This is a genomic window from Bifidobacterium sp. SO1 (assembly GCF_018555335.1).
GTDB classification, from domain to species: Bacteria; Actinomycetota; Actinomycetes; order Actinomycetales; family Bifidobacteriaceae; genus Bifidobacterium; species Bifidobacterium simiiventris.
Window position 1 is genome coordinate 1 of record NZ_JAFEJR010000009.1, and the last position, 23,767, is coordinate 23,767.

Here is a 23,767-nt window from a genome sequence, read left to right on the forward strand (position 1 = left end):
TTTGCGGCGGTCATGGCCCAGGTGAGACGCCCGGTCCCATTCCGAACCCGGAAGCTAAGGCCTGGCACGGCGATGGTACTGCACTCGACAGGGTGTGGGAGAGTAGCACGCCGCCGCATTTACACGTCACGAAGGACCCCGGTCGAGCAACACGCTCCCGGGGCCCTCCCATATTCACCCACCCGATTGACAAGGGAATCACCTACACTCGGGCTTATTATGCATTACTTCACACCCAAGCGTTGTACCGAGTCGAACAAGATCATGTATCACGACAAGGCACAGGCGCAGCGTGCCGCCGATCAAAGCCTGATCGAGCGAGGAGCGGAATTATGGGTGTATCGGTGCGAATTCTGCGGCACCTGGCATCTGACCCATCGGGATCCGAAAACCAGCTATCGTGCGGTGCCGCTCAACCAACAGCTCAAGCCGCACTCGCGTAAAAAAGGTTACAAACCTCGCCGTCGATAAACTGCTAGGGCTGGAATGTGAGTGGCGGGAAACACTCGCTGACGGCTCATCAGTGAGCGTTTCCCGCATTCGAGTAATGGGATTGCCACATGCGTATGAGGTGACGATGCTGCTGTCAGCGAGAGGAACGGCGACGGTGACGACGGTCGACGATCGCCTGCGATCCGCGGTCGGACAGTTGCGACACCACCGCACCGAGCGCGGCGGACAGTGCCGCGAACAGTAGACTCATCACGAAGCTTTCCTGCTCGTCGACCACGCCGTCGCCGAGCTTGCCGGCCGCACGCCGCGACTTGCCGCGGTTCCACAGCAGCGTGAACGCCTTGCCGGCCACGAATCCCGCCACGGACGGCAAGGCGGACTTGAGCAGCTTGTCGCCGAGGGAATCCGGATCGTTGAGTCGTTCGGCGCGCATGGCATCCACCTTTTCGTTGATCTTGTCGAACCCCGCGACGATACGGTCCGCGGTCGACTCGGTCTGGTATTCGGTCATGCCACCATTATTTTGCGAGGTAGCGACGCCGTGCAGGTCGGCGAGTGGCGTTGGAAGGGCTTCCAATGAGAGCAAACCGTCAGTGAGAAAACGGGTGCGATGGGTGCGTGATGGGTACTTGGTGTTGCACGGGCCATGCGTTGAGTAGAGTAGTCGCTATGAGCACAACAAACGATGGCAATGGAGCGATCAGAGGACGTCTGGTGCTGATGCGGCACGGCCAGACAGTGTGGAGCGAATCCGGCCAATACACGGGCCGTACCAACATCCCGCTGACCGACGTGGGCGAGCAGCAGGCGCGCGATGCGGGGGAGCGACTGCGCGAACGGTTCCCGCAGGGATTCGGCGAGGGGTGCGTGTTCGCCAGTCCGTTGCGTCGTGCCCAGCAGACCGTGCTGCTGGCGGGATTCGACCCGCAGCCGCTGGACGCGCTGATGGAGTGGGACTACGGCCGTGCGGAGGGCCGCACGCGCGTGACCGTGCAGCAGATGCACGGCGGCGAGTGGGATGTATGGCGTGACGGTCCGCAGGCGCTGGATCAGGCGATGGAGGGCGATTGGACGGAGACGCTGCCGTCCGGCGAACGCGTGCCGGTGCATAACGGTCCGGGGGAGACGGTCGAGGATGTATACGAGCGCGTGCAGCTTGCGATCGATGCGGCGCTGCCGAGACTGGCGGAAGGGCGCAACGTGCTGTTCGTGGCGCATGCGCATGTGCTGCGCATCCTGACGATGCGCTGGCTGGGATTGGATCCGCATCTGGGACGGCTGCTGCGGTTCGATACGGCGCATTATTCGGTGCTGTCAGTGTACAAGGGCGACCGCGTGATCGAACGCTGGAACTGCTGACTGCTTGTTGACTGATTGCTGACGCAGACGTTTGACGGAGCTGGGGAACCACCGGGCCGGCGTGTGATTCGACACGCCGGCCCGTGTTGTTTGCAGGGCGTGCGCGACCGATCGGACAGTCGTCGGACTGTGAGTGAGTACGTTTGCAGAATAACGGTACTGTGAGCGTAAACAACGTTGCAAATGTTTGCATTAAATATCGTAACAGCGTGGCAGAAAATCATAGAAAACACTGCAAAAAAACTTGCAAAGGTAATCCAAAATCAGCCAGTGGCCTCTTGCTATCGTTTGCAAAACGGTGGGATCTGATGCACAATAGGTTTCGTCAAGTGGTAACGGTGCCCACAGCAGGCATCGACTGGCCGCCAATTGCGGCAGGAAACAGAAGAAAGGTTCGATGATGAATCGTACGTTCAAGTCGGCGGTGGGCATGGTCGCGATCGCCGCGATGTCGGTCGGCGCGCTCGCCGCATGCGGCAACAGCTCCAACTCGTCCGACGATGCCAAAGGCAAGGTCTACTACCTGAACTTCAAGCCGGAAGCCGCCGACCAGTGGACCGCGCTGGCCAAGGAATACACCAAGGAAACTGGTACCGAGGTCAAGGTGCAGACCGCCGCGTCCGGCACCTACGAGCAGACCCTGAAGTCCGAGATCGCCAAGACCGACGCGCCCACGCTGTTCCAAGTCAACGGTCCGGTCGGCTACCAGAACTGGAAGTCGTACACGGCCGACCTGAAGGACACCGACATCTACAAGGAACTCAACAACCAGGACGTCGCGCTCAAGGATGGCGACAAGGTCGTCGGCGTGCCGTACGTGATGGAAACCTACGGCATCATCTACAACAAGGACATCCTCAACAAGTACTTCGCGCTTGACGGCGCGAAGGCGAAGTCCGTCGACGAGATCGACAACTTCGACACGCTCAAGGCCGTGGCCGACGACATGCAGGCCCGCAAGGACGAGCTCGGCATCAAGGGCGCGTTCACGTCCGCCGGCTTCGACTCCAGCTCCGACTGGCGCTTCAAGACGCACCTCGCCAACCTGCCGCTGTACTACGAGTTCAAGGACGACAACGTCACCGAACAGCCGGCGACCATCAAGGGCACCTACCTGCCGAACTACAAGAAGATCTTCGACCTGTACATCACCGATTCGACCACCGAGCCGACCCAGCTGAGCTCCAAGACCGGCGACGACGCGAACTCCGAGTTTGCGCTCGGCGAGGCCGCGTTCTACCAGAACGGCACGTGGGCGTGGACCGACCTGCAGAAGGCCGGCATGAGCGCCGACTCGCTCGGCATGATGCCGATCTACATCGGCGCCAAGGGCGAGGAGAAGCAGGGCCTCGCGACCGGTTCCGAGAACTACTGGTGCATCAACGAGAAGGCGTCAGACGCCGACAAGAAGGCCACCGAGGACTTCCTCAAGTGGGTCATCACCTCCGACACCGGCAAGAAGTCGCTGTCCACTGACATGGGCTTCACCACGCCGTTCAAGACCTTCGACGACGTCACCTCCGACAACCCGCTCACCCAGGCCGCCGTCGAGGACCAGAAGTCCGGCAAGACCGCCGTCTCGTGGAACTTCACCATGATGCCGTCCGAAGAGTGGAAGAACGGCGTCGGCCAGGCGCTGCTGCGGTACGCCCAGGGCACCGGCGACTGGAATGCGGTCAAGACCGCGTTCGTCGACGGCTGGGCCTCCGAATACGAGAACTCGCACTGAGTTCACCCGAATCCGAACCGATTGTACGGCTCGCGTCCCGAGTTTTTCCTCCTTCTCCTTTCCTCGGGGCGCGGGTCGGCTGACCGGTCGGAGTATACGCAAGGCCGGAACCCCGCGATCATGCGGGATTCCGGCCTTTTGCTTGCCGTTATATGCTTCATTCCTGTCATGTCGAGCGAGGCGGAGCCGAGTCGAGAAATCTTGCCGAGGTCGCTGCGGGAAGATTTCTCCGCTCGCTGCGCTCGGTCGAAATGACAGGTGGGGCGACTGCCGCTACTTGCGCGGGCGGGCGGTGGATGCGCGGATGATGAGCTGCGCCGGCACCACGCGGAACGGATCGTCGACCGGCTTCTCGTCGATCAGGTCGAGCGCCATCTGCGCGGCCGTCATCGCCATCTTGACCGGCTCCTGCCGGATCGTCGTCAATCCGAGATCCTTCGCGTAGAAACTGTCGTCGTATCCGATGATCGATACGTCGTTCGGCACGCTCACGCCGTTGCGTTCCAGCTGGAACAGCAGCGGGATCGCGATGCCGTCCTCCTGGCATGCGATCGCGGTCGGCAACTGCGGCAGGCTCAGCAGTTCCGTCGCCACGCGGCTGATGCGGTCCTTGCCCTCGCCGGCCGTGATGACGCGCGGCGTGACGCCTTCCGCCTCGCACGCGGCCATGAACGACTCGAAGCGGTCCTGCACGCTGAAATGCAGCGAGACCTCGCGGTTGGTGCGCACGTACACGATGTCGCGATGGCCGAGCGACATGAGATGGCGCGCGGCGAGGACGGATCCCTGATGATCGTCGATGTTGACCGCGGCGTTGAAGACGCGCGTGTTCGGGGAGGTCGAGTTGATGCCGATCGTGGGCACGTCGATGTTGGCGAGCTGGCCGACCTCCTCCTTGTAGATGTCGAACGAGGTGACGATGACCGCGTCCGCGTTGCGGCGCACGGGCAGCATGTCGAAGAACTCGTGGCGTTCCTCGGTGCTGGAGATTTGGAAGATCGAGATGTCGTAGCCTTCGGCGTGCAGCACTTGGTTGAGACCTTCGATCACGGACGCGGAGAACCACAGGTTGAGATGGTCGCTCACCAGCAGCGCGATGCGCAGCGACCTGCCGGACTTGAGCGCGGCGGCCGAACGAGAGAGTGAGAAGTTCAGCTCATCGGCGATGCGCAGCACCTTGTCGCGTGTCTTTTTGGACACGAGTTCGGGACGAGTGAACGAGCGGGACACAGTGGAAATGGACACGTTCGCGGCTTGCGCGACGTCTTGGATGGTTGCTGGCATGGGTTGTTCGTTTCTCCTTGTGGGCGATTCTTGAGTATTCTACAGCAAGCGTTTGCATCGGTAGCTGAGTGCAAACATTTGCATTATCAAAATGACGGCGTTTGCAGTCGGTAAATACTTGGAATTACTTGGATTTTTCAGTTCGATTACAGCGAATCCGCCGTCGTAAAACGCAGAAAATGACAACGTTTGACATATGGCTGTCGCCCTGTTATCCTGTGGTCAGCACTGCAAATCAGCAATCGTTGGCTGAATTTGCAATCATCCATCCCGAGCCGACCGCACGCAGCCGTACGCAGGCTCACCCAGCAGACAGGAAGAAGCACGGTATGATCAGCATGGCCGGCAAGGCGATACGTAAATGGTGGGCGCTGTTCGCGCTGCCAACGTTCGCCGCATTCATCATCGGGTTCGTGGTCCCGTTCATCATGGGCGTGTATCTGAGCTTCTGCAAGTTCACCACCGTCACCGACGCCGAGTTCGTCGGACTGAAGAACTACGCGCGCGCGTTCAAGGACAAGGAGTTCCTGCACGCGCTCGGCTTCTCGACCGCGCTCACCGTCGTCACGACCGTCATCATCAACGTGGCCGCGTTCGCGATCGCATACATGCTCACCAAGGCCATCAAGGGATCGAACATCTTCCGTTCCGTCTTCTTCATGCCGAACCTGATCGGCGGCATCATCCTCGGCTATATCTGGATGCTGCTGCTCAACGGCGTCCTCGCGCACTGGGCGCGCTCGCTCACCTACAAGGCGAGCTACGGCTTCTGGGGACTTGTGATCCTCGTCAGCTGGCAGCAGATCGGCTACATGATGATCATCTACATCGCCGGCATGCAGTCGCTGCCGACCGACGTGCTCGAGGCCGCCGCGGTCGACGGTGCGAGCGGATCGCAGACCATGTTCAAGATCATCATTCCGCTCATGATGCCGTCGATCACCGTGTGCTCGTTCCTGTGCGTCACCAATGGATTCAAGCTGTACGACCAGAACCTCGCGCTCACCAACGGCGCGCCGAGCAACATGTCGGAAGGCCTCGCGATGAACATCACCCGCACGTTCTACGGGCGCGTCGGCTGGGAAGGCGTCGGCCAGGCGAAGGCCGTGCTGTTCTTCGTGCTCGTGGCCGTTGTCGCGCTCATCCAGAACAAACTCACCACCAGCAAGGAGGTGGAGGCATGATCTCCGACAAGCCGAAGCACGCAGCCGCATGGACGGCGCTGTTCTCGCTCATCTCGATCGCGTGGGTGTTCCCGATCGTCCTCGTGTTCATCAACTCGTTCAAGCAGAAGGCGTACATCTCGCGCAACGCGTTCTCGCTGCCGGCCGGCAAGGCGTTCGTCGGGCTGGAGAACTACACGCGCGGCATCGAAACGACCGATTTCTTCGCCAGCTTCGGCTGGACGCTGCTCATCACGGTTGGATCGGTGGTGCTGATCCTGCTGTGCACCTCGATGTGTGCGTGGTGGATCGTGCGCGTGAACAACTGGGCGGCGAAACTGCTGTACACGCTGTTCCTGTTCAACATGATCGTGCCGTTCCAGATGGTGATGTTCACGTTGTCCAAGATCGCGGACACGCTGAAGCTCAACACCCCGTGGGGATTGTGCTTCGTGTACCTCGGCTTCGGCGCGGGCCTGGCCGTGTTCATTTTCACCGGCGTGGTCAAGGGCATTCCGGCCTCGCTGGAGGAATCCGCGATGATCGACGGCGCGTCGGTGCCGCGTATCTTCTTCCAGATCGTCGTGCCGATCATGAAGCCGTCGATCGTGTCCGTCGCGATCCTGCAGGCCATGTGGATCTGGAACGACTACCTGCTGCCGTACCTGACGCTCGACCTGGGCAAGTACAAGACGATCTCCGTGGCCGTGCAGTACTTGAAGGGCGGCTACGGCTCGGTGGACATGGGCGCGATGATGGCGTGCCTCGTGCTCGCGATCGTGCCGATCATCGTCTTCTACCTGATCTGCCAGAAGTACATCGTGAAGGGTGTAATGACGGGAGCGGTAAAGGGCTGACAAAGTCAGCCCTTTAGGGAAGCCCGGTGGGCTTCCCGGCCGCTCCTGTAGCGAGACGGCTTGCCCGTCGAGCGGCTTACGCTCGCCAACGGCGAGTCCGTTTCGTTCCGGCGGCACCTGTAGCGAGGCGGCTTTGCCGCCGAGCCAACACTGAGCCTCGGCGGTAGCCGAGTCCGTAATTGCAGTACCGGGAGCGGTGAAAGCGCTGAAAGATATGGCGCTTTCACCGCTCCCGTTCGTTGTTCTTGCCCCCTGTTTCATCTGTCCGCTGTGCCCTTCGCAGCCGAGCGGTCGGCGTCCGTCGAAGATGAGCTCATATCCCGTGTCGCACCGCGACGGGAGTGCTCAATTCCATGCCTTGCGCCGGGTAGCCGTGAGCTGGTGTCCCTCAAGCGCGTACCTTTCGCGTTGTCGCGAGAGGGTGGTGAACTCATACCCGGAAGGATGATTAAAACTGCTCAATAACGATCATTCATGATAGAAGGTGCGCAGATGACGGTATATCGTGATGCCAAACCTGAGGAAACCGACGAGATCGTGGATCTCATCAACTACGCGTTCGGCATGCAGGCCCAGAAGATCCTGGCCAAAGCCTATGCGGAAAGCGGCGAAACGCTCGCGTCCCGGCACAAGGTCGCCGTGGACGAGACGACCGGCCGCATCGTCGCCTCGGTGGGTGTCTATCCGCAGACCATGCACGTGGGCGGCAGGCAACTCAACGTCATGTTCCTCGGCTGCGTCTGCGTCCATCCCCGCAGCCGCGGCGAAGGCCATATGGGCAGGCTCATCGGAATGTGGCACGACGAACTGCGCGCCGAGGGCAACACTGATCTGATGGTGCTGTGGGGACTGCGCCACCGCTACGCGTACTTCGGCTACACGCCGTGCGGATACGACTACACCTACTCGGTCAACCAATCCTGCGCCAAGCACGCGCTTGCCGGCGTCGATACAGCCGGCATCACGTTCCGCACGTTGTTCTCTCGGGACGGCGACGCGCAGCTCGCCGACCGGCTCAACCGCGCACGTCTGGTGTATGCCGAACGCCCGCTGCCCGTGATTGATCGAATCTGCACCTATCTGAACAGCGAGGCGATCGCCATCGACCGCAACGGCGAGCCGATCGGCTATCTCATCCGTGCGCTCGCCGATCCGAGCGTCGTGCGCGAAATCGCGCTGGCCGATCCGGCCGACGCGCCGGCCGTCGCCAAGGCGTATCTCGCCTCGCTCGCAGTCTGCCGCAAGGAGGCGTTCACGGTGCGCGTCTCGCCCACCGACGCCGCGCTCAACGAGCAGTTTGCCGCGTTCGGCGAAGATACGAAGATCGGATGCCTGTGCCGGTGCACCATCTTCGATTACGCGACGGTGCTTGACGCCTATCTATCTGCCGCCGCGCGGCTGTGGCGGCTGGAGCCGGGGCGGTTCAGCGCCGTGCTCGACGGCCAGCCGGTCACCATCACCGTGAGCGAACGCGAGGCGGACGATGACGGTCATGCGGTGGTCGGAAGCGGTCTCGATCGCACGACCGGCCGCCAATCCGTCACGGTCGAACGCACTGCCGATCCGGATGCGCCGCGTCTGTCGCACATGGACGCGCAGGATCTGCTGCTCGGCCTCGGCGCGCGCTTCCGCCACGATCTGCCGGTCGCGCCGGCTGGCTGGTTCCCGCTGCCGATGTGCTGGTACTGGCCCGACCTCAACTAACCGATCGGCGCGCGTGCTGGTGACGGGTGCGATGTCGATAGGCAGGAGCGTAGCGATCGGCTGACCGCCACGCTCCCCATCGACGGCAGCAAGAGTGATCAAAAGTGATAAAAAGAGATTGTTTTGGACTGTCGTGTGATTAGTTGTGTATAATAGTGATCGTTTAGAGGTTGCGATGCGATCGCAGTGATCGAATCGTGGATATCGCACAACAACACGAGGGAGTGATCCTCATGACTGAGGCCCGTAATCCATTCGCATACGAATACTGGACGCGCACGACCGGCGATCTGACCGACCGCCGCAAGCCGATCGCAACGCCGGTGATCGAAAATGATCATAACGGTGCGCAAACCGTCGTCATCGACCCGACCCGCCGCTACCAGTACTGGGAAGGCTGCGGCGCGGCCATCACCGACTCGTCCGCATCGCTGTTCATGCAGTCGATGACCGCCGAACAGCGCCACGCGATCCTCACCGAAATGTTCGATCCCGAACAGGGCGGCTTCTCGTCCGTGCGCATCTCCATCGGCGCCTGCGACTTCTCCAGCCAGAAGTACTACTCCTACGACGATCTGCCGGAAGGCGTCGTCGCCGACGCCGGCCTCAACTACTTCTCCATCGGCGAAGGCGAGCCGGGCGCGCCCGACGCGACCAAGGACCTCAAGAACGTCATCCCCGTCCTGCAGGAGATCGTCGCGATCAACCCGGCCGTCAAGATCATGGCCTCTCCGTGGTCCGCACCGGCGTGGATGAAGACCTCCAACCGACTCGACGGCTCCGGCCGCCTGCGCCTCGGCGAATTCGTCGGCAACGGCTACCGCTACCAGGACACCATCGACTACGTGTACGCGCAGTACTTCGTCAAGTTCATCGCCGCGTACGCCAAGTACGGCATCCGCATCACGTCCGTCACCATGCAGAACGAGCCGAGCAACGGCTGCCCGTGGCCGATCACCGTGTGGACGCCCGAGGAACTCGCCAAGTGGGGCAGTGAATACCTGCGCCCGGCGCTCGACCGCACGTTCCCGGACGTCGAGATCTACTTCGGCGACGACTCCCTGCGCTTCTACCAGCGCCCGGTGAGCGAATACATGACCCCCGCGCAGGCCAACGCGTTCGCCGGCGCCGCGTTCCACACCTACTCCGGCCTGCCCGAGTGGATCCACAACGGCACCCGCCAGTTCCCGCAGTGGAAGGCCGCGATGACCGAACGCCGCTGCATGCTCGACGAAACCGTCGACGAGGCCAGCCACGTCATGTTCGGCGAGATCGGCACGTGGCTCGTGCGCAACGGCATCGGCCTGATCAACCTGTGGAACATGGCGCTCGACGAGCAGGGCTTCCCGAGCTGGGCCGGCACGTCCGGCCGCCGCGGCGTCATCACCATCGACTCGTCCACCGGCAAGGTCAAGCGCAACCTCGAGTACTTCATGCTGCGCAACTACGGACAGGACGTCACCGTCGGCTCGCAGCGTGTCGCCTCCACCAACCGCACGCCGGACGGACGCCACGGCGGACTCGGCTCGGTCGCGTTCGTCAACGATGCGACCGGCGACCTCGCGGCGATCCTGTACAACCCGACCGGCGAGGACATCGAGGCCGCGGTGACGATCAACGGCGAGGGCGCGCGCTGGCAGAAGGTCACGGTTCCGGCGTACGGCACCGTGAGCCTGCACAAGTCGCAGCATCCGGTCAACGAGTCCGAGGCCCCGGCCGACGACGAGTTCAAGATCACCTACACGCCGCACCCGGTCGACGACCACGACGAGACGCTGTTCTGATCGTTCCTGTGTGTTTGTTGCCCCGTTGACGCATGCGCGCCGGCGGGGCGTTTTCGTATCATGCCGGGGGAATTGCCCCGCTGCTGTGCGGCCGCCGGTCAGCTCACCGCGCGATGCCGATGCTGTCGCGCTCCACGAAATGCGAGTCGAACATGATCGGCCGCATGTTGCGCGGGTCGTTGACGTGCCGCACCGCCGCGAGCACCTCCTCGACCGCCGTCTCGCCGGCCCGGTACCGCGCCAGATGCACGGTCGACAGTGTTGGCGTCACGAGTGCGCCCAGCTGGATGTCGTCGATCCCGACCACCGATACGTCGCCCGGGACGGAGATCCGCCGCGCCTGCATCGACGTGACGAATCCGATCGCCATGATGTCGTTGTAGGCCAGCACCGCGCTCGTCGGATTGCGCACGAACGCCTCGCCGCACAGGAATCCGCCGTGGAACGTCGGTTCGCTCGCGCTGATCCGCCGCACGCGCACGCCGTGCCGTCCGCAGATCGCCGTCAATGTGCGCCAGCGTACGCCGTCCTGCCACGACGACTCCGGACCGGCCAGATACGACAGCGATTCGTGGCCGAGCTGCGCGAGCCGCGAGATCGCCTGTTCCATGCCGGCGGTCGGGTCCGCGATCACCGACTGGATGCCCTGGATCGACCGGTTGATCGCGACGAGCGGCTTGATTTCGGCCAGCTTGCGGATACCTGCGTCCGACAGTCGCGACGAGGCGAGGATGATCCCGTCGATATGCTTGCTGGCCGACTGCAGCGCGGCTTTTTCGAGCTTGTCGGTCTCCTCCGAATCGATGACCATCAGGCCGTAGCCGTTGCGCAGGCACTGGTGCTGGGCGCTGCGCGTGTAGTCGGCGTACACCGGGTTGCGCAGGTCGGCCACGACGATCGCGAGCAGGCCGTTCGGCTCGCCGTCGTTCGCGGCGGTCTGCGCGGTGATCGTGCCGGCCCGGTAGCCGAGTCGTTCCGCCACGTCGCGGATGTGCGCGGTCGTTTCCGCGCTGACCCGGCCGGGTCTGGCGAACGCGCGCGAGACGGTCGACGGCGCGACGCCGGCGGCCTCGGCCACGTCGCGGATCGTCACGCGGGCGCGGCGGTGCGGGGTGGGGGAGGGATGATGATGGGCGGTCTCCTGTGCTGGCTGCTGCTCGAGTCCCTGTGCTGGCTGGTGTGTTGATTCGCGCGCGGTGTCGTCGTTGCTCATGGATGCTCGTGCCTCCGGCGTTGGATGGTGATCTGATCGCTGCTGTTCAAGTACATCGTACTGCTGATCGCCGCTGCTTGTTGCCAAATGTTGCCGTGCGCGGGTTGTGGATGGCGGAAATTATGCGTCGGGAGGCGCGCCGGCACGCGTTTTTCCATTGTGCAGAAGGGGAATGCTGCATCGATGGCGGCAAACTGTGGCAACAAATGGGCGGTTTGTTGCCAAGGTGGGACTATGGAGCCATGACTCAACCAGTGCAGTTTGATTTGAATCCCGATCGTCTGCTTCCCCCCGAACAGCCCACGCGCGACATCGCCCGCACGCTGTACGAATCGGTGAAGGACCTGCCGATCATCTCCCCGCACGGCCACGTGCCGATCAGCTGGTTCGCCGAAGAACAGCACTTCTCCGATCCGACCAGCCTGTTCATCACGCCCGACCACTACGTGACCCGCGTGCTGCACACCTGCGGCGAAAGCCTCGCCGACCTCGGCGTCAACCAGAAGGACTTCACCCCCGAACAGGCGCGCAACGCGTTCCTGCTGCTCGGCAAGCACTGGGCCGCGTTCGCCGGCACGCCGATGCGCTACTGGTTCGAGGATTCGCTGCGCAACGTCTTCGGCATCACCAAGCAGTTCGGTCCCGAAACGGCCGGCGAGATCTACGACGAACTCAACGCGCTGCTCGCCACCGACGACTTCACGACCCGCAAGCTCGTCAAGAAGTTCAACATCAGCTTCATCTCCACCACCGACGATCCGGTCGACGACCTGCATCTGCATGATCAGGTCGCGGCCGACAAGGAGTTCGGCGTGCGCGTCGCCCCGTGCTTCCGCCCCGACAAGTACCTCGAGCCGGCCCGCGTCGACTGGCCGGAACTCGTCGCCGCGCTCGGCAAGGCGGCCGGCGTGGACACCTCCACGTACGACGGCTACTACGAGGCCATGCGCCGCCGTCGCCTGTACTTCAAGGAGCACGGCGCGGTCGCGTCCGACCACTCGCACGCCGACGCCGGCACCGCTCGACTGACCGACGCCGAAGCCCGCGAACTGTACGCGCAGGCGCTCAAGGGCGCGATCAGCGCGGAAGACGCGACCCGTCTGCGCCGTCATTTTGTGAACGACCAGGCTCGCCTCGCCCAGTCCGACGGCCTGACGATGACCATTCACCCGGCCGTCTACCGCAACTACGACTATCGCAACTTCGTCGATTTCGGTCCCGACACCGGCGCCGACATCCCCGACAAGGTCGACTTCGCGGCCGGCCTGCGCCCGCTGCTCAACGAGTACGGCAACAACCCGGACTTCCACTTCGTCGCGTTCACGATGGACGAAACCGAATACTCCCGCTCGCTTGGGCCCCTCGCCGGCTTCTACCCGGCACTGTACGTCGGCGCCCCGTGGTGGTTCATCGACGCGCCGGAGCCGATCCTGCGCTACTTCCAGGCGGTCGTGACCGCGGCCGGATTCACCAAGCTGTCCGGCTTCATCGACGACACGCGCGCGCTGTGCTCGATCCCGGCCCGCCACGACATGAACCGCCGCCTGACCTCGCGGTTCGTGGCAACGCTCGTCGCCGACCACCGCCTCAGCCTCGAGGAAGGCCTGAAGATCGTGCACGACGCGGTCTCCGACCAGCCCGCCAAGGTGTTCAAGCTGTAAATTCCGCCCTCCTTGGCTCCCCTTGTCAGGGGGGGGGCTGGCAGCGAAGCTGACTGAGGGGTAGCCACACCCCTTGAACTGGTTGAGTGTACGCTCCCTCAGTCTCGCTGCGCGAGCCAGCTCCCCCAGCCGAGGGAGCCGAGGATACTGAACCAAAGGACCAACATCATGACCGAAGCAACATACACGTCCAAGCCGCGGCTCAACCGCGCCGAGCACGGCCGCAAGGCCGCGCCCGAGCGCATCCTGCACCTCGGCATCGGCAACTTCACCCGCGCCCACCAGGCGTACTACACCGAGCACGCGCCCGACGCCGCCGACTGGGGCATCGCCGCGTTCACCGGCCGAGCCGGCGACAACGTCATGCTCGACGCGCTCGCCCCGCAGGACAACGTCTACACGCTCATCGTCACCAATCAGGACGGCGACCACTTCGAAGTCATCTCCTCCGTCTCGTCCATCCACTCCGCCGACGACATCGCCGCGATGCGCCGCTACTTCGCCGATCCGAACATCGCGATCGTCACGTCCACCGTCACCGAGGCTGGCTACATGCGCGACCGCAACGGCGACCTCGACGTCGCCAACCCAGCCGTAGCCGCCGATCTCGCCGCGCTCAAGGCCGACCACGACACCAACGAACTGACCACGATCCCCGCCAAGGTGACCGCCGGCCTGCTCGCCCGCCGCGCCGCCAACGCCGGCGCGATCACGATCCTGCCGTGCGACAACCTCGCCGGCAACGGCGCCGCCTTCCGCAAGGTCGTCGAACAGGCCATCACCGCCATCGACCCGACCCTGCTCGACTGGGCCAACGAGAACGTCGCATGGGCCACCTCGATGGTTGACCGCATCACGCCGCGCACCACCGACGCCGACCGCCAGACCGTCGCCGACGAACTCGGCTGGTACGACGAGTTCCCGGTGCGCACCGAGCCGTTCATCGAATGGGTCATCCAAGGCGACTTCCCGAAGGGACGCCCGGCCTGGGACAAGGTCGGCGCGGTCATCACCGACGACGTGACCCCCTACGAGCATCGCAAGCTGTGGCTGCTCAACGGCGCGCACACGTCGATGGCATACATCGGCACGCTGCTCGGACTCGGCACCGTCGGCGAGGCGATCGCCGACCCGACCGTGAACGCGTGGGTCAACGAATGGTGGGATCTGGCCAGCGGCTACCTGACCATCTCCACCGACGATTACCGCGCCAAGCTGCTCGAACGCTTCTCCAACCCGCGCATGCACGACAGCCTGCTGCGCATCGCGGCCGACGGCTCGCAGAAGCTGCCGGTGCGCATCGCGCCGGTCGCCAAGAAGGCGCTCGCCGACGGCAAGCCGATCACGCCGGCCGCGCGTGCGGTCGCCGCGTGGATCCTGTTCCTGCGCTCGCACGGCGAGACCGACGCGCAGGACGCGTACCTCGACGACGTGCTGCCGCTGGCCAAGGCCGACGGCCCGGACGCGACGCGCAACGTCGTGGCCTACCTCGACAAGGAGCTGGCCGCCTCCGACGAGTTCGTCGCCGCGGTCGACGCGCAGAAGGAGGCGCTGGAGGCGGAAGCCGCCAAGCGTCAGTAATCCTACATACTTGGCCCCCTCTGATGAGGGGGCTGTCGGCGAAGCCGACTGGGGGAGAGAACGCGGAACGTACGCTCAAACCCCCGACTGCCCCTCAGTCTCACTGCGTTCGACAGCTCCCCTGACAAGGGGAGCCGAGAAAAGAAAATGAAAGGAACCAACCACCATGGCAATCGAAAAAGCCGAAGTCTTCGTCACCAGCCCTGGCCGTAACTTCGTCGTCTTCCGCATCACCACCACCGACGGCGTCGTCGGCCTCGGCGACGCGACCCTCAACGGCCGCGAGCTCGTCGCCGCGGAATACCTCAAGACCATCGCCCCGTCGCTGATCGGCAAGGACGAGGACAACATCGAGGACATCTGGCAGTACCTGTACAAGGGCGCCTACTGGAAGCGCGGGCCGGTCACCATGGCCGCGATCTCCGCCGTCGACGTCGCCCTGTGGGACATCAAGGCCAAGAAGGCCGGCGTGCCGGTCTACCAGCTGCTCGGCGGCGCCTCGCGCACCGGCATCCTGACCTACGCGCACGCCTCCGGCGTTGACCTGCCGAGCCTGTACGACAGCATCGACATGTACCGCGAGATGGGCTTCAAGGCCACCCGTATCCAGTACGCGCTGCCGGGCATCCCGTCCACCTACGGCGTCGCCGCCTCCGCCAACGCCCAGCAGGGCGAGGGCGAGAAGGGCGTGCGCTACGACTATGAGCCGGCCCGCCGCACCACCGTCCCGGTCGAGGAGGTGTGGGACGCCCGCACCTACCTCAACACCATTCCGGGCGTGTTCGAGGAAGTGCGCAACAAGTACGGCAAGGACCTGATCCTGCTGCACGACTCCCACCACCGTCTGCGCCCGATCGAGGCCGCCCGCTTCGGCAAGCTGCTCGAGCCGTACGACCTGTTCTGGATGGAGGACACCACCCCGGCTGAGGAGAACCAGCAGTACCTGCGTATCGTGCGCGAGCACACCACCACCCCGATCGCGATCGGCGAGATCATCAACTCCTGGTCCGACTACATCACGCTGATCGAGGAGCAGCTCATCGACTACGTGCGCTCCGCCGTCACTCACACCGGTGGTCTGACCCACATGAAGAAGCTCATGGCCTTCGCCGAGCTGTTCGGCGTGCGCTCCGGCTTCCACGGCCCGACCGACGTGTCCCCGGTCGGCATGGCCGCGAACCTGCACCTCGACCTCGCGATCCCGAACTTCGGCATCCAGGAGTACATGAAGCACTCCGACGAGACGCTCGAGGTGTTCCACACCTCCTACACCTTCAAGGACGGCTACCTGCACCCGGGCAACAAGCCGGGTCTGGGCGTCGACTTCGACGAGAAGCTCGCCGCGAAGTACCCGTACCAGCCGGCCCCGCTGCCGGTCGACCGTCTGCTCGACGGCACCATGCACGAGTGGTGATCCTCGTTGCCTGCGACGACCGCCGCGTGATACGCGCAGGGCGGCCTTGCGGGTGATGACGACCACTGCCAGCTCCAGCTGACCTCGGCTGGGCGAAGCCAAACAGGCAGGCTCCGCCCAGCCGTTTTTTATGATCGTATGCGATCGAACACGAGAGGAACGTGACATAACCATGACCAACGCAACCACGACATCGGCGCGGCATTCGCAAGGACGGCCGCAGGAACCGCAGGACGATTTGAACCGTCCGGGCAACCCGCCGGTCGAGATCAACCTGCGCGCGGCCGACGTGGCCGCCGCCGCGAAAAACCGCAACGGCCTGACCTACAAGGGATTCGGCGTGCTTTCGGGCAACGCCACGTCGGCGCTGCTCATGGACTACAAGGCCGAACACCCGGACGCGTACTGGACACTCGTGCGTACGCTGTACGGCGGCCCGCGCCCGATGATGAACACCGTCAAGATCGAGATGGGCAACGACCGCAACAACTCCACCGGCCCGAACGTCGCCACGATGCGCGACCGCAACGAGTACCCGCAGGTGCGCCGCGAACCCGGCTTCCAGCTCGCCGCCGACGCGCGCCGCTACCAGCCCGGCGTGCACGTGAGCATCCTGCGCTGGCATGCGCCGACCTGGGTGCACGACAACGACGACGTGTACCGCTGGTACAAGAACACGATCCTGGCCGCCTACCGCGAGTACGGCGTGATGGTCGACTCCGTGAACCCGGACGTGAACGAGCGCACCGCCGACCTCGACTGGGTGTCCGAATTCGCCGAGCGCGTGCACACGGACACCGACGGCTTCCTCGGCGACGGGCCGGACGATCCGAACGCCGGATTCCGCTCCGATACCGAGCGCGACCTGTTCCGCGCGATCAAGGTCATCACGTCCGACGAGGAGACGACCGGCACGTTCGGCGGCGACGTGATCGCGAACCCGCGCTACCTCAAGGCGATGGACGTGGCCTCATACCACTATTCCGTCGAGGATGATGCGGACGGCAACTTCAAGCGTCTCGCCGACGAATACGACAAGGAGATCTGGAACTCCGAGGCGCAGGCCGTGTTCTCGAACTCCGCCGACCGCCCGAACAACACGATGGACGATGGGCTGGGGGAGCGTACCGGAACCGGCATCGGCGGCATCGGCGGCCCGCTGGAGATGGCGAACACGCTCATCAAGGGATTCGTCGAGTCGCGCCGCACGGCCGCGTTCTACCAGCCGGCGATCGGCTCGTGCTACGAGCATATGGAATACGCGTCGAAGGAGCTGATCTCCGCGCGCGACCCGTGGAGCGGCTGGATGTACTACGACGCCGGCTGCGCCGCGCTCGAGCATTTCGCCCGCTTCGCCGACCTCGGCTGGGAACCGACAGACAGCGTTTCACGTGAAACAGGTGTTGCGGAACATGGCGCGCGTCCCGTCTGGCGTGCCATCCCGCAGGCCAGCGGCAGCAAGGTCGGCGGCAACAACCCGGTGTCCGGTGCGCGCCACGGCGAGCCGAGCTACCTCACCCTTGCCGCGCCCGACGGCAGCGACGCGAGCGTGATCATCGTCAACGACAGCTCCCTGACCAAGACCTACCGCCTTGCCGTCGACCCCGCACTGCCCGCGGCCGGCAAGCCGCTTACGATCTGGCAAACCCGCGCGGCCGATCCCGGTCAGCCGTATGACGCGAACTGGCGCAAGCCCGTCGCCATCCTGCGCCCACAGAGTGTCATTTCGAGCGGAGCCGCAGGCGAAGTCGAGAAATCTTCGGAAGATTTCTCCGCTCCGCTTCGCTTCGGTCGAAATGACAATGGGGGTGCGCGCTCCGGTCGAAATGACAATGGGGACATGCTCTCCGGTCGGGATGGCGGCGGAAAGAACGATGCCGCCGTATACGAGATCGCCGTCGCACCGTGGAGCATGATCACCGCGACCACGCTCGACTCGGCGTCCCCCGACCCCGAAACCGGCACGCTCACGCCCAAACCCGAGTTCGCGTACGACCTGCCGCACACGGCCGAAAACAGCCGCGCCGTGCTCGACGTCGATCCTGCGGCCGGCGTGCTGTACGCCGACGATTTCGCGTACACGGACGCGCAGCCGGTCGAGGTCTATAAGCACGACCGACTCGTGAACGAGGACTACCTGACCTCGCGCGGCGGCGATCGCGGCGCGACCCCGCGCTACACGACCGACACGAACGGCGCGTTCGAGATTGTCCCCGACGACGAACGCGGCCATGTCCTGCGCCAGCAGATCGACTGGACGCACGCCGGCAACGCCTGGATCGAAGGCGACCCGCGCACCGCGATCGGCGACATGCGCTGGACGAACTACCGCGTGACGGTCGACGTGCGGTTCGAGGACTATCCGGGCCGCGCGCCGTACGCGCTGGTCGGCGCCCGCGAGATGGGCGGCAACAAGTTCACCACCGACATCTGCGGCGTGGACTTCAAGATCCGCGCCGACGGCGTGTGGCTGCTGCGCAACTTCGGCAACGAGGTGCGCCGCGGCCATCTCGAGGATCTGAAGAAGCGTGCGGCCGAGGCGGGCACGCGCCCGTTCGCGCCCGGTGCGAACCAGTGGAACACGATCGCGCTCGAGGTCGCCGGCACCACCGCCACCGTGTTCGTCAACGGCGCGAAGGTCGCGACGTGGTCCGACCCCGTGCTGCAGTCGGCCGGCCGCGTGAACCTCGGCACGAGCTTCGACCACGTGCGCTTCTCGAACCTGCGCGTCGAACGCGTGGCGGGCGCCTCGCCGTACTACACGCAGCTCATCGACGACATGCACATGACCTCGTGGGACGACTCCTCGCGCCAGATCCTGCGCTACGAGGGCCCGTGGACGCACGACAACGGCCAGGGCATGTTCACGTACATGCGCACGATCTCGCGCGCCGAGATGCCCGGCGCGTCCGTGTCGCTCGACTTCGACGGCACCGGCGTCGACCTGTTTGGCCCGAGCGACGGCCGCGCGCGCCTCGACGTGTTCGTGGACGGCCACATGCTGCACGACGCCGAACCGACGTTCGCCACGAACGGCTCGCTGCGCTGCCAGTTCCGTGTGGAAGGCCTCAAGCCGGGCCGCCACACGGTCACGTTCCGCACCGCGGACACCGCCGACTTCGCGCTCGACGCCATCGGCGTCCTCGCCTGAACCGCCGGTCGAACTGCCCGGCGGCTCGCGGCCGTGCCCGCTTGGTCACGCGACGGTTTGGTGCCGTAACGATCCGTCGCGTGACCTTGCCGGTCTGATCGCCTGAACCGTAAGTCGTGAGCCGTGAGCCGTCCGGCCCGCGCCCAGCCGATCCCCAGTTTGCCGACTATACTCAGGAACATTGCATAGGGGAGGTCCTGACATGGTTGATGACGACAAACTGGGGAGCGCCGGCGCGAACGGCAGCAATGAAGCGGCCCCCGGCATCCTGACCGCCGAACAGCAGGATGCGGTCGCCGCGCTCGCCGCCACGAACAAGTACGCCAAGCAGTCCAAGTGGCAGACGTTCAAGGAACTGCCGAAGGACGAGAAATGGCCGTTCTTCGTCCAGCACTTCCTGCTCGGCACGTCCGCCGCGGTCGTCGGCACCATCGTCGTCATCGCGCTGATCGTCACGTTCGTCACGAAGCCGCCGGAGCCGGAACTGGCGATCGCCGGCTTCGATCTCGACGACTATTCCACTCAACTGGACGAACTCAAGTCCGGGTTCGTCAAGCAGGAACAGATCAGTGACGATCGATTGGTGACGATCGCCGGCACGTACGACATCAGCGGCGACGGCTACACCGACGACTCGGCCAAGGTGATGACGATGGTCACGGCCGGCGACATCAACATGATGATCGCGAACAAGAATACGTTCGCATCGCTGGTTAGCCGCGGCGTGATCGGCAAGGTGAGCGACAGCGAGACCAAGGCGATCATGAGCGACCTCGCGCAGTCCGGCGCACTGGTCGACAAGAAGGGCGAGCCGACCGACGACGTCGCGAAGGCGTACGGCCTCAACCTGTCGAAGTCGAAGACCTGGATCGCGATCGACGGCCTGCCGGATGACGCGATCGTAGGCATCAGCAATGTCGTGAACGACACCAACAAGACCCGCGCCCGCCAGTTCATCGACTACCTCAAGTTCGAGTAGGGGCTCGTCGGAGCACCGGGCCAATAAGCAGAAGGTCTTGCCGGACAAGCATGTTCGGCAAGACCTTCTGCTATACGAATGGGGTGATGGACTCGTACTGTGACGGGCTTAATGTGACGGGTTCGACGCTCCCTCAGTCGGCTTTGCCGACAGCTTCCTCAGCCGAGGAAGCCAAGAACAAAAACACGTCAGGTGAGGTCCGGCAAAGTACTACCGCACCTCGGTGGATTCACGCGGGGTGAGCGTGTAGCCGACGGTGATGGTGGTCGGGTCGGGGCGTTTGCCGGCCGGGGCCTCGATCTGCTGACGCAGGTTCATCACGGCGAGCGACGCGAGCTGGTTGAGGTCGACGCTGATCGTCGTCAGCGACGGCACGATGAACTCGCCCGAGGTCACGCCGTCGAAACCGATCACCTTCACGTCGTCCGGCACGCGCAGTCCGAGGTCGGCAAGTCCGCGGATCGTGCCGATCGCGGAGGAGTCGTTGAGGCAGAACAGGCCGTCGAACGGCAGTCCGTCGCGGCCTCGCGCGCGGATCGCCTCGCGCGCGTACGTCTCGTTCATGCCCTTGAGCGGGATGACGACCGATTCGTCGTACGGCAGTCCGAGGTTGATGAGCGCCGACTTCGCGCCGAGCAGACGCAGCTTGCGTGACGAGGTGCGCGTAAGCAGCTCGTCCTTGTCGATGAACGGCGGGCCGACGATGCCGATGCGCTTGCAGCCCTGCGCCGCAAGATGCTGCACGGCCGCGCGTGCGCCCTCCTCGTTGGGGAACATGATCGCGGAGACGAGCGTCTTCTCCTCGTAGGTGTCGATGAACAGCGCCGGCCGGCCGTGCTTGATCGAGTCGACCAGTTCGCCGGTCAGGCCGGAGGCGTGGATGATCACGCCGTCGGCGAGCGTGCCGGAGAACAGCGAGTTCGACAGCGCGGTGGTCGCGTTGTCCGGCTGGTACTTGGTCTCCTGCAGGAACGGCACCATGCCCTGATCGACGATCGCGTTCGACAGCGCGTCGATGAGCTTCGAATAGAACGGGATGTCGTATTCGTTGACGATGACTTGGATGATGCCGCTGCGGCCCGATTTGAGCATGCTGGCCGACGCGTTGGCCGTGTAGCCCATCTCCTTGGCGAGGGCTTGGATGCGATCGCGTGTGGCGTCGCTGATGCCGGGCGCGTTGCGCATGGCCTTGGATGCGGTCATGGCCGATACGCCGGCTGCTGCGGCTACATCTTTCAGCGTGACGGCGGCTCGTTTCATGATGCTCCTTTGGCATACCTTGTATGGAACTTCTCTATCGTAACCCAACGTTAGGTTAACGATCTCTGTTGTTTACCGATAATCATATAGATAATTCCAGCATTTCGTCAAATACGCGATTTGATCAGTATGCGACACGCCGAAAGTTAACCGTAAACTATGGTTCTTGCCAAAATTTGCAATCGAGAAAACCATTGGAATATAAGCGATTTATGGGATTTTTCCCAGCTCTCTCACGGTTTTTCCCTGCATGATTTGCCAAACGTTAATCTATGCCTTATATTGGTTAGCGTTAACCCCACGACGAGGTGAACCGATAATTGAGTTGTTGTCCGGTACGGTTTTCTTCCTTTTCCTTCCGCGCCGGGCGGGGACTCAGTCGCATCGGTGCGCGATGAACGCGCACAAGAAAGGAAACAAGATGTCGAACAAAGGTGTGGCGAAGAAGGCCATGGCTGCCATCGCGGCCGTAGGCGCCATGTCCATGATTCTGGCGGGCTGCGGTTCCGATTCCGCCGACAAGAAGCAGGTCGACAAGGACGGCAAGCCGCTGGTCAAGGTCATGTTCCAGAACGCGACCAACCAGGACGTCAAGAACATGTCGTGGACCAAGGACCTCGAGAAGGCGTGCGGCTGCACGATCGAATGGTCCCAGGTCTCCGACGCCCAGTGGACGCAGCAGAAGTCCGCGACCCTGTCCGCCGGCAACCCGGCCGACGTCACCATCCGCGGCACCACCCGGCCGACGCCCAGAAGTACCAGTTCTTCGAGGACCTCTCCGACGATCTCGACAAGATGCCGAACGTCGAGGCGTTCTTCAAGGAGCAGCCGATGGCCAAGGGCATGGTCACCACCCCTGACGGCAAGATCTACACCCTGCCGCGTTACTCCGGCAAGAACTACAAGACCTCCGGCCAGCACCTGTTCATCAACAAGACCTGGCTCGACAAGCTCGGCCTGCAGGTGCCGAAGACCTGGGACGAGCTGTTCAAGGTGATGGACGCGTTCAAGACGCAGGACCCGAACGGCAACGGCCAGGCCGACGAGATCCCGTACGCGATGCGCAACATGGGCTCCGACATCGGCTGGTGGTCCCCGCTGCTGTTCCTGAACTCCACCGGCATCTCCACGCAGTTCAACAACTCCCCGTCCCGCTTCGGCGCGTACGTCGAGAACGGCAAGGTCAAGAACTACCTGGTCTCCGACCAGCTTCGCGAGACCGTCGAGTTCCTGCACACGATGATCGAGAAGGGCTACAGCCCGAAGGATTCGCTGACTCAGGACTCGTCCAAGTACTACGCGTCGCTGACCGGTTCGTCGGATGGCAAGACCGCCACCGTGGGCCTCGCGATCACCAACGAGCCGAACGCCTTCGGCGCCGACCTGCGCGACCAGTACGAGGCGATCGAATGGCCGGCCTCCGCCGATGGCGTGACCGCGGCCGCCGATCACTCGCAGGATGAGGGCGCGTTCGAGGACTACGGCGTGGCCGTGTCCGCCGACGCTCCGAACAAGGACGCGATCTACAAGCTCATCAACGCCATGTACGACGGCAAGGACAACTCCATCCAGCAGCGCTTCGGCGCCTTCGGCGAATGGGTCACCAAGGACGGCGACGACACCTACACCGTGAACTCCAAGTTCTTCAACCTCGGCGCCAACGACAAGAGCCCGGCGTTCGCCGACCGCTTCGCCGGCTGGATTCCGGACTCCGTCACCATCAAGGGTGACGAGGCCGCCGCCCGTCTGAAGAAAGCCGATGACGTGTACGCCAAGGCCCTCGAAGCCGTCGGCAAGGACTACTTCCCGATCACGCTCCTGCCGTCCGACGCCGACTCCACCACGCTGTCGAACAACTCCGCTACCTACCTGACCGCCGCCATGCCGCAGATCGCCAAGTTCATCCAGAACGGCGGCGCCGATGACGACGCGACCTGGGACGCCTACGTCAAGGGCCTCCAGCCGCTGGGTCTCGACGAGAACAACCAGCTGTGGCAGAAGTGGTACGAGGACGCTTGGAAGAAGATCGACGAGTGATCGACTCGTCACGATCGCTCTGATCTGACTCCATCCCAACCCTTGCTCCCCGATAAGGGGAGCCAAGAAAAAACGAGTGCTCCCTCGCAAGAGGGGGCACTCCCCATCCCAACAAACCAACCCATCTCCAAAGAGGAA

General features: G+C 63.7%; 17 protein-coding genes and 1 rRNA gene. 14 read left to right on the forward strand and 4 right to left on the reverse strand.

The window, feature by feature from the left end; all coding sequences use genetic code 11:
• Nucleotides 1–2 precede the first annotated feature (2 nt).
• A 5S ribosomal RNA gene (rrf, locus tag JS541_RS08390) occupies nt 3–119 on the forward strand.
• A gap of 100 nt (nt 120–219) precedes the next feature.
• Nucleotides 220–471 carry a hypothetical protein gene (locus JS541_RS08395; RefSeq protein WP_214374017.1) on the forward strand — a complete coding sequence of 84 codons (252 nt, stop codon included), beginning with the start codon at nt 220–222 and terminating at the stop codon, nt 469–471.
• Between the two features lie 115 nt (nt 472–586).
• Here the strand turns inward: JS541_RS08395 and JS541_RS08400 are convergent, their stop codons facing one another.
• On the reverse strand, nt 587–964 hold the full coding sequence (locus JS541_RS08400) for a DUF4235 domain-containing protein (RefSeq protein WP_214374018.1): 378 nt from the start codon (nt 962–964) through the stop codon (nt 587–589).
• 158 nt (nt 965–1,122) lie between these two features.
• Here JS541_RS08400 and JS541_RS08405 point away from each other — a divergent pair, with 158 nt between their 5' ends.
• Both JS541_RS08405 and JS541_RS08410 read left to right on the forward strand, forming a co-directional pair.
• Nucleotides 1,123–1,812, forward strand: coding sequence for a histidine phosphatase family protein (locus tag JS541_RS08405; protein WP_214374019.1), 690 nt, complete (start codon nt 1,123–1,125; stop codon nt 1,810–1,812).
• 397 nt (nt 1,813–2,209) lie between these two features.
• The gene (locus JS541_RS08410) at nt 2,210–3,541 is read left to right on the forward strand and encodes an extracellular solute-binding protein (RefSeq protein ID WP_214374020.1); all 1,332 of its coding nucleotides are present in this window, start codon (nt 2,210–2,212) and stop codon (nt 3,539–3,541) included.
• A 273-nt stretch (nt 3,542–3,814) separates the two neighbouring features.
• On the opposite strand, the gene JS541_RS08415 is transcribed toward JS541_RS08410, so the two are convergent.
• Nucleotides 3,815–4,825: a LacI family DNA-binding transcriptional regulator gene (locus JS541_RS08415; protein WP_214374021.1), complete on the reverse strand. Its 1,011-nt coding sequence runs from the start codon at nt 4,823–4,825 to the stop codon at nt 3,815–3,817.
• 329 nt (nt 4,826–5,154) lie between these two features.
• Between JS541_RS08415 and JS541_RS08420 the strand changes: the two genes are divergently transcribed.
• The 4 genes from JS541_RS08420 (at nt 5,155) to JS541_RS08435 (ending at nt 10,333) form a co-directional block, all read left to right on the forward strand.
• Nucleotides 5,155–6,009, forward strand: coding sequence for a sugar ABC transporter permease (locus tag JS541_RS08420; RefSeq protein WP_214374093.1), 855 nt, complete (start codon nt 5,155–5,157; stop codon nt 6,007–6,009).
• On the forward strand, nt 6,006–6,845 hold the full coding sequence (locus JS541_RS08425; protein WP_214374022.1) for a carbohydrate ABC transporter permease: 840 nt from the start codon (nt 6,006–6,008) through the stop codon (nt 6,843–6,845). The genes JS541_RS08420 and JS541_RS08425 overlap by 4 nt, the downstream gene beginning before the upstream one ends.
• A gap of 492 nt (nt 6,846–7,337) precedes the next feature.
• On the forward strand, nt 7,338–8,549 hold the full coding sequence (locus tag JS541_RS08430; RefSeq protein WP_214374023.1) for a GNAT family N-acetyltransferase: 1,212 nt from the start codon (nt 7,338–7,340) through the stop codon (nt 8,547–8,549).
• A gap of 233 nt (nt 8,550–8,782) precedes the next feature.
• Nucleotides 8,783–10,333 (forward strand): glycoside hydrolase family 30 beta sandwich domain-containing protein, encoded by a 1,551-nt coding sequence (locus JS541_RS08435; RefSeq protein ID WP_214374024.1) that lies wholly within the window; start codon nt 8,783–8,785, stop codon nt 10,331–10,333.
• A 103-nt stretch (nt 10,334–10,436) separates the two neighbouring features.
• On the opposite strand, the gene JS541_RS08440 is transcribed toward JS541_RS08435, so the two are convergent.
• Nucleotides 10,437–11,546 (reverse strand): LacI family DNA-binding transcriptional regulator, encoded by a 1,110-nt coding sequence (locus tag JS541_RS08440; protein WP_214374025.1) that lies wholly within the window; start codon nt 11,544–11,546, stop codon nt 10,437–10,439.
• A gap of 242 nt (nt 11,547–11,788) precedes the next feature.
• Here JS541_RS08440 and uxaC point away from each other — a divergent pair, with 242 nt between their 5' ends.
• The 5 genes from uxaC to JS541_RS08465 all read left to right on the forward strand — a co-directional run bounded on the left by uxaC (nt 11,789) and on the right by JS541_RS08465 (nt 20,332).
• Nucleotides 11,789–13,207, forward strand: a complete 1,419-nt coding sequence (gene uxaC / locus JS541_RS08445; RefSeq protein WP_217625365.1) for a glucuronate isomerase — start codon at nt 11,789–11,791, stop codon at nt 13,205–13,207.
• A gap of 168 nt (nt 13,208–13,375) precedes the next feature.
• Nucleotides 13,376–14,788 carry a mannitol dehydrogenase family protein gene (locus tag JS541_RS08450; RefSeq protein ID WP_214374026.1) on the forward strand — a complete coding sequence of 471 codons (1,413 nt, stop codon included), beginning with the start codon at nt 13,376–13,378 and terminating at the stop codon, nt 14,786–14,788.
• 166 nt (nt 14,789–14,954) lie between these two features.
• Nucleotides 14,955–16,202, forward strand: coding sequence for a D-mannonate dehydratase ManD (gene manD / locus JS541_RS08455; RefSeq protein ID WP_214374027.1), 1,248 nt, complete (start codon nt 14,955–14,957; stop codon nt 16,200–16,202).
• Between the two features lie 172 nt (nt 16,203–16,374).
• Complete coding sequence (locus JS541_RS08460) at nt 16,375–19,353, forward strand: hypothetical protein (RefSeq protein ID WP_214374028.1); 2,979 nt, start codon at nt 16,375–16,377, stop codon at nt 19,351–19,353.
• 202 nt (nt 19,354–19,555) lie between these two features.
• Entirely contained in the window at nt 19,556–20,332 is a 777-nt protein-coding gene (locus JS541_RS08465; RefSeq protein ID WP_214374029.1) for a hypothetical protein, read from the forward strand.
• Nucleotides 20,333–20,542: 210 nt separating this feature from the next.
• Here JS541_RS08465 and JS541_RS08470 read toward each other — a convergent pair whose 3' ends face one another.
• Nucleotides 20,543–21,592: a LacI family DNA-binding transcriptional regulator gene (locus JS541_RS08470; RefSeq protein WP_214374030.1), complete on the reverse strand. Its 1,050-nt coding sequence runs from the start codon at nt 21,590–21,592 to the stop codon at nt 20,543–20,545.
• Nucleotides 21,593–22,261: 669 nt separating this feature from the next.
• Between JS541_RS08470 and JS541_RS08475 the strand changes: the two genes are divergently transcribed.
• Complete coding sequence (locus JS541_RS08475) at nt 22,262–23,629, forward strand: extracellular solute-binding protein (RefSeq protein WP_214374031.1); 1,368 nt, start codon at nt 22,262–22,264, stop codon at nt 23,627–23,629.
• The last annotated feature ends 138 nt before the right edge of the window (nt 23,630–23,767 follow it).